The 6761-nt window shown below is 73.7% G+C and carries 7 protein-coding genes; 4 read left to right on the forward strand and 3 right to left on the reverse strand.

The features are described from left to right. On the forward strand, positions 1-767 hold a 767-nt coding region (locus tag E0D90_RS21820; protein ID WP_265415971.1), incomplete at its 5' end, for a S41 family peptidase. Positions 768-962: 195 nt separating this feature from the next. Further along, positions 963-1151, forward strand: a complete 189-nt coding sequence (locus tag E0D90_RS21825) for a hypothetical protein (RefSeq protein ID WP_103503343.1) — start codon at positions 963-965, stop codon at positions 1149-1151. Positions 1152-1277: 126 nt separating this feature from the next. Here the strand turns inward: E0D90_RS21825 and E0D90_RS21830 are convergent, their stop codons facing one another. The 3 genes from E0D90_RS21830 to E0D90_RS21840 are packed head-to-tail and all read right to left on the reverse strand — an operon-like array spanning position 1278 to position 4872. Next, complete coding sequence (locus E0D90_RS21830; protein ID WP_130799752.1) at positions 1278-2219, reverse strand: SDR family oxidoreductase; 942 nt, start codon at positions 2217-2219, stop codon at positions 1278-1280. Next, positions 2216-3352 carry an alpha/beta fold hydrolase gene (locus tag E0D90_RS21835; RefSeq protein ID WP_130799753.1) on the reverse strand — a complete coding sequence of 379 codons (1137 nt, stop codon included), beginning with the start codon at positions 3350-3352 and terminating at the stop codon, positions 2216-2218. Before E0D90_RS21835 ends, E0D90_RS21830 begins: the two co-directional genes overlap by 4 nt. Beyond that, a complete protein-coding gene (locus tag E0D90_RS21840; RefSeq protein WP_130799754.1) occupies positions 3349-4872 on the reverse strand; it encodes a flavin-containing monooxygenase in 1524 nt (507 codons plus the stop codon). The genes E0D90_RS21835 and E0D90_RS21840 overlap by 4 nt, the downstream gene beginning before the upstream one ends. A gap of 104 nt (positions 4873-4976) precedes the next feature. On the opposite strand from E0D90_RS21840, the gene E0D90_RS21845 reads away from it, so the two are divergent. After that, positions 4977-5888: a MerR family transcriptional regulator gene (locus tag E0D90_RS21845; RefSeq protein WP_130799755.1), complete on the forward strand. Its 912-nt coding sequence runs from the start codon at positions 4977-4979 to the stop codon at positions 5886-5888. A 127-nt stretch (positions 5889-6015) separates the two neighbouring features. Continuing rightward, the gene (locus E0D90_RS21850) at positions 6016-6546 is read left to right on the forward strand and encodes a GNAT family N-acetyltransferase (protein ID WP_103502103.1); all 531 of its coding nucleotides are present in this window, start codon (positions 6016-6018) and stop codon (positions 6544-6546) included. Positions 6547-6761 lie beyond the last annotated feature (215 nt).

Consider the following 6761-nt stretch of genomic DNA (forward strand, 5'->3'; position numbering starts at 1 on the left):
CCAGCAGCGGCACGACCGCGACCCGGCGGCGCCCCCGCCGGGTCGCGGTCGTGCCGCTGCTGGACGAGCGCCCGCTGCGCTACCAGGACTGGGTGGCGCGGCGACGCGCGGTGGTGCGGAACCTCAGCGGCGGCCGCTGCGGCTATGTGCACATCCCCGACATGGGCGGCTCGGGCTGGGCGCAGTTCAACCGGGACCTGCGGATGGAGTTCGCGCGCCAGGCGCTCATCGTGGACGTACGGGGAAACGCGGGCGGGCACATCAGCGAACTGGTCGTGGAGAAGCTGTCCCGCACCATCCTGGGCTGGGACCTGACCCGGAACGCGGAGCCGGTCAGCTATGCCTCCAACGCACCGCGCGGACCGGTCGTGGCTCTGGCGGACGAGGCGACCGCCTCCGACGGCGACATGATCACCGCCGCCTTCCGGCTGCTCGGCCTCGGCCCGGTCGTCGGCTGCCGCACCTGGGGCGGGGTGGTGGGGATGACCGGGCGGCACCGGCTGGGGGACGGCAGCGTGATCACCGTGCCGATGAACGCTGCCTGGTTCGACGCCTACGGGTGGGACATCGAGAACCGTGGTGTGGCACCCGACCTGGAGGCCGTCCGCTCGCCCCTCGACTGGGCGGAGGGCCGGCTGGTCGTCCTGGACACGGCCGTGCGGACGGCACTGGAACTGCTGGAACGGCAGCCTGCGGCCTCCCCTCCGGACCGCGCGGATGTGCCGGACCGCAGGCGTCCGCCCCTGCCGCCGCGTCCCGGCCCCTGACGCCCACCCGCCGCGCGTCGGCCGCCGCCCGGCGCCCACCGCCCGCTGGGCCAAGCACGACGGCGGCCACGGGGCTGGCGGACCTCTGCCCGGAGGTTCACCCGCACACCAGGGAGAAAATGCAGACATTTAGCTCATATGCCACGCTGATGATCGGCCAATCAGTACAACCCTCGACAGGAGCAGTGAGCCCACATGGGTATCTCGGACCAGTTCAAGGACAAGGCCCAGGACGCGGCGAAGAAGGCCAAGGAAGCGATGGGCAACGACAAGGACAAGAAGAACGAGCGCTCCTCGTCGGACATGGGCGACAAGGCCCGGGACAAGGCCGGCGAGATGAAGGACAAGGCCAAGGACCGCAAGGACGGCATGCACGACCGCTGACCGGCGGGACGGGCAGTCCCGTCGTTCCCCGAAGGGGCGCGCTCCACCTCCGGAGCGTGCCCCTTCGGCCGTCCCACGGACCGGCGACCCCGCCCGCCCCGCGCGACAGGTGCCCGGCACGCACTCTCAGCCCGGCGCACCACCCCCGTGGGAGGGCCGGCCGCCGGTCCCCCGGGAACGTCCGCGCTCGTCGGCGCTCCCGCCCGCGCCCACCAGTCCGGTGCCGGAGCCCTCGGCGATCCGCGGAGCGAACCGGCGCAACTGCCGCTGCCCGAGCGGACCGCCCAGCAGCGACGGCAGCTGCCCGCGCACCGGCTGCATCCCGCGCAGCCACCACTGCCCGTAGACGTGCGGGGAGCGGCGCCCGATGCCGTCGACCAGCCGCTCAACCGCGGGCTCCAGCGGATAGGTGCGGCTGGCGGGCCACGGCAGTGACCGGCGCATCTCCCGCATCACCGCGTCCTCGTCCGCTCCGCGCACCATGTCGGTGTCGGTCCAGGAGAGGTAGCCGACGCCCACACCGACGCCCCGATAGCCGACCTCCGCCCGCAGACAGTGCGCGAACGCCTCCGCTCCGGACTTCGACGCGCAGTACGCGGTCATCAGCGGCGCCGGGGTGATCGCGGCCAAGGAGGCGACCTGGAGAAAGTAGCCCCGGCTCGCCAGCAGCGCGGGCAGGAACGCACGGCAGGTCACCGAACTGCCGATCAGGTTGACCTCGATCACCCGCCGCCAGGTCTCCGGGTCGGAGTCGGCGAACGGGCCACCGGCGGCCACCCCGGCATTGGCGACGACGATGTCCACCACCCCGAAGCGCTCCTCGACCTCGGCCGCGACCGCGGCCATCGCGGAGGCGTCGGTGACGTCGGCGTGCCAGTGCGCCGACTCCCCCGGAAGCGAGTCGCTCACCCGGCGCAGGGCCTCCGGCTCCAGCCCGACCAGCGCCAGCCGCACCCCGCGCGCCGACAGCGACCTGGCCAGGGCCTCCCCCACGCCCCGGGCGGCGCCCGTCACCACGGCGACCCGGCCGGTCAGCGCTCGTCTGCGGCGGCTGCCGATGACGCTCATCCGCGTTCCTCCTCGTGCGCCGGGTCGTCGACCGGGGCCTCACCGTCAGGCGCCTCGTCCCCCTGCCGGGCGCCCCGCGCGTCGCCCGGCCCCGCGCCGACCGCCACCGGGCCGCGCCCGCCGTCGACGGAGACCGTCAGCCCCGCGGCGGCCACCACGCTCCCGCCGTCCGTCGCAGGCCCGCCCTCGCCGTCTCTCCCGTCGGCGCCCTCGGCGCCTTCGGTGCCCTCGGTGACATGGCGCCGGGCGAGCGCCCGCAGCAGCCCGGCTATCGCGGCCGGGTCCTCCATCGGCGTCATGTGGCCGCGCCCGTGGAGGAGGACCGGCCCTTCGCAGTCCGGGAGCGCGGCCGCCATCCGATGGGCGTGGACCGGCGGTGTCAGCCGGTCGGCCGAGCCGTGGACCACCACGGTCGGCACCGTCAGTTCCGCGAGGCCCTCCGTCAGCGCGAGGTCGTTCAGCACCCGCCCCCACTCCGAGCGGGTACGGCGTGGGCAGGCGTGGACCATCCGGGCGACGCGCTCCCGCAGCCGCGCCGGTGCGCCGGGCCCCAGCGTCACGTAGTGCAGCGCGTGGGCGCCGGCCGGGTTGGCCGGGCCCAGCGGCAGCGGTGAGGACATCAGCGCCCGCTGGAACGGCTCTCTCAGCCGCGCGGACCGGAACGGCATGACCCGGGCCTCTGTCGACAGTCTCCCCATGCCGGTGGAACAGAGCATGGCGGCGGCGACCCGCTCACGGAACGGCTCGCGCCCGGCCGCGGCCACTATCGTCATCCCGCCCATCGAGTGCCCGCCGACCACGACCCGCTCGCCGGGGGCGGTGGTGGCCTCCAGCACGGCGCAGAGGTCGTCGGCCAGTTCCTCGGTGCCGTAGTTGCCCGGGGTGGGCGCGCTGCGGCCGTGGCCGCGCTGGTCGTAGCGGACGACGCGGTGCCCGGCCGCCAGCAGCGCCGTGACCTCGTCCCAGAAGGTGGTGTCGCAGGTCCAGCCGTGTGCCAGCACCACCGTCGGGGCGGGCGCCGGGGCGCCGCTGACGTGGACGTGCAGCCGGGCGCCGCCGGTGGAGACCACGGTGCGGCATTCGGCCGGCGCCGCCTCGGCGGCGGCGGTCGCGCTGTGGGGCGGGGGCGTCATCGCGGTTCTCCTTCGGTCACGGTGGCGGTTCCGGTGGCGGTGGCCGGCCGCGCCGCCGCCCGGACCACCTCGTACTCGGTGAGGTCGACGCTCCGGGTGGCCCGGCGGAACTCGCCGGTGGTACCGGGCCACACGGTGGTGTTCCGGCCCCGGGCGTCCAGGTACCAGCTGTCGCAGCCGCCGGTGTTCCACACCGAGCGGCTGATCCTGCGCTGCAGCCCGTCGTTGTACGCGGCGACCGCCTCCGGCCGGGGGCTGAGGGCGGCCTTCCCCAGCGAGCCGAGCTTGGCCAGGTAGTCGGCGAGGTAGTTCAGCTGGGCCTCGATCATCAGGATCATCGAGCTGTTGCCGAGGCCGGTGTTGGGGCCGATGACGAACAGCAGATTGGGGAATCCGTCCGCGGTCGAGCCCCGCAGCGCCGCCATGCCGTCCTTCCAGTGCTCGGCGAGGGTGACGCCGCCGGCGCCGGTGATCCGCTCAGCGATCGGCAGGTCGGTCACCTGGAACCCGGTGCCGAGAACGATGACGTCGGCCTCCACCTCGGTGCCGTCGGTGGCGACCAGGGTGCTGCCACGGACCTCCTTCAATCCGGCGGAGACCAGGTCCACATGGGGCCGGGTCAGCGTGGGGTACCACTCGTTGGACAGCAGGATGCGCTTGCAGCCGATCCGGTACTCGGGGGTGAGCCGGCGCCGCAGCGCCTTGTCGCGGACCGCGCGCCGCATGTGGAGCAGGGCCGCCCGTTCCACCAGCCGCAGCTGCTCGGGGTGTTTGGCGAAGGCGCCGACCTGGAGTTCCCGCACCCCCCAGAGCAGCTTCCGCCTGGCGGCTCTGGTCAGCGGTATCTTCTCGTGCAGCAGGCGCTCGGCAGAGGTGATGGCGCGGTCCGCGCGCGGCAGGACCCAGGGCGCGGTCCGCTGGAAGACGGTCAGCCGCCGCACCTCGCGCTGGATCGCGGGCACCACCTGGATCGCGGAGGCGCCCGTCCCGATCACGGCGACCCGCTTGCCGCGCAGCGAGTGGTCGTGGTCCCAGCGGGCGGTGTGGAAGACACGTCCCGGGAAGCGGTCCAGCCCGGGGATGTCGGGCAGCCGGGGGTCGGAGAGCGGCCCGCCCGCCGAGACCACGACGTCGGCGGTGAGGGAACCGCGGCTGGTCTCGATCACCCAGTGGAGGCGGTCGGCGTCCCAGCGGGCGGCGGTGACCTCGGTGTCGAAGCGGATGTGCGGGCGGAGGTCGTAGGTGTCGGTGACCCAATCCAGGTAGGCGCGGATCGCGGGCTGCCCGGAGAAGTTCCGCGGCCAGCCGGGGTTGGGGGCGAAGGAGAAGGAGTAGAGGTGTGAGGGGACGTCACAGGCGCACCCCGGATAGGTGTTGTCCCGCCAGGTGCCGCCCACGGAGTCGGCGCGCTCCAGCAGCGTGAAGTCCGTGATGCCGGATCGCCTCAGCCGCACCGCCGCGCCGAGACCGCCGAAGCCCGTACCGATCACCGCCACCCGCACGTGGTCGCGTTCCACCATGCCGCCTCCCCTCTGACCGTGCCAGTGTTCACTGGCACAATCGGAGCGTAGGTCAGTTCGTTACCCATGGGTAGGGGGCGGAAGGGGGAATTATGCTGCACCCCATGAACGGCCGGGAGAAGGAGCCCAACACGGGTGGTGAACGACCGGCGCGCACGCCGGAGCGCGAGTACCGGACCACCGAACTCGCCGAGGCGGCCGGTATCACCGTCCGCACCCTCCGCTTCTACCGCGAGCGGAGACTGCTGCCCCCGCCCCGCCGCGAGGGACGCATCGCCTGGTACTCGGAGCACCACCTGGCACGGCTGCGCACCATCGCCGCGCTGCTGGAACGCGGCCACACCCTCGGCGGCATCGCCGAGCTGATCAGCGCCTTCACCAGCGGCCGGGACACCGGCGGCACCGCCGAACTCCTCGGCCTGACCGAGCGCTACCCGTGGTCGGAGGAGGAGCGGGTGCGGCTGACCCCCGACCAGCTCGCCGCCTACTTCGCCGAGGACATCAGCCCCGAGAACCTCGCCACCGCCCTCGACATCGGCTACATCGCCGTCGACGGCGAAGAGGTGGTGCACGTCAGCCGCAGCCTGCTCGACGCCTCCTCCACCCTGGTGCGCGGCGGGTTGCCCCTGTCGGCGGTACTGGCCGCCGGACGCGCCCTGCGAGAGCACACCGACGCGCTCTCCTCACTCTTCACCGACCTGCTCCGCGAACACCTGGCACCGGGCGTACTGGACGGCGACCGTGACGAGCCGATGCCCGAGGAGGAGCTGCGGCGGCTCACCGAACTGCTCGCCTGGCTCCGCCCGCTGGCCAAACAGGTCGTCAACGCCGAGGTGTCCCTGGCGGTGGACCGCCGGCTGCGCGTCGAACTGGCCCTGGACGGGCACCACTCCGAAAGCCACCGCGCAGAAGGCCACCACACCGACGGCGACCACTCCGACGGCCACCACTCCGAGGGCGGCCAGCGGCCCGAGCCCTCCGCCGATCGCACCGGCGGCGGCTCCGCCGCGCGCTGACGCCGCACCGACGCCGCACCGACGCCGGCGCCTCCCCGCCACGGCACGCACACCCCCGCCCACCGTGCCACCACGGCCCCTTCGCAATTCCGGTGCGCGTGTCGGTGGCAGCGCCTAGGGTCGAGCCATGACGACCGAGACCCACCCAGCACTGCGGCTGGAACCCATCACCCCCGACAACGTCCGCGCCGCCTGCCGGGTGGAAGTGGCCCCGGGCCAGGAGAAGTTCGTCGCCCCGGTGATGTTCTCCCTCGCTGAGGCGTACGCGAACATCGACACGGCCTGGCCGCGACTGGTCTACGACGGCGACCGCCCGGTCGGCTTCGTGATGGTGGGCTTCGACGACAACCCGCCGCACGAGGCGTACCGCTGCGGGATATGGCGGCTCAACATAGCCGCCGACGTCCAGGGCAAGGGGTACGGCAGCTTCGCCGTGCGGGCCGTGCTGGACGAGGCGCGCCGGCGCGGCGAGCGCCGGGTCACCGTCTCCTGGGTCGAGGGCGAGGGCGGCCCGGCGGAGTTCTACCAGAAGCTCGGTTTCCGGGTGACCGGCGAGATCCTGGACGACGAGATCGTCGCCGAGATCTTCGTCGACGGCACCGAGCCGGCCCCCACCGCCGACACCGCGGCCGACAGCGCGGGCCCGAGCGAGGCCTGAGCCGGGTCGACCCGGCCGACACATCCGGGGAACCGCCCGCCGCCGGAGCGCGGCGGGCGGCCCCGGAGCACCCCCGGAGTGACCACGGACCAGGGCAACCCCTGGGCCGCTCCGACGAACCACCCCGGCCGCGACGGTGACGCTCCCGAGAGACGGCCACGGACCACGGTAGAGAGGGGAAGGGCAACGGCCCGCCCCCTTCCCCTCTCTACCGT

The sequence above is a fragment of the Streptomyces otsuchiensis genome, assembly GCF_004305975.1.
Taxonomy (GTDB): Bacteria; Actinomycetota; Actinomycetes; order Streptomycetales; family Streptomycetaceae; genus Streptomyces; species Streptomyces otsuchiensis.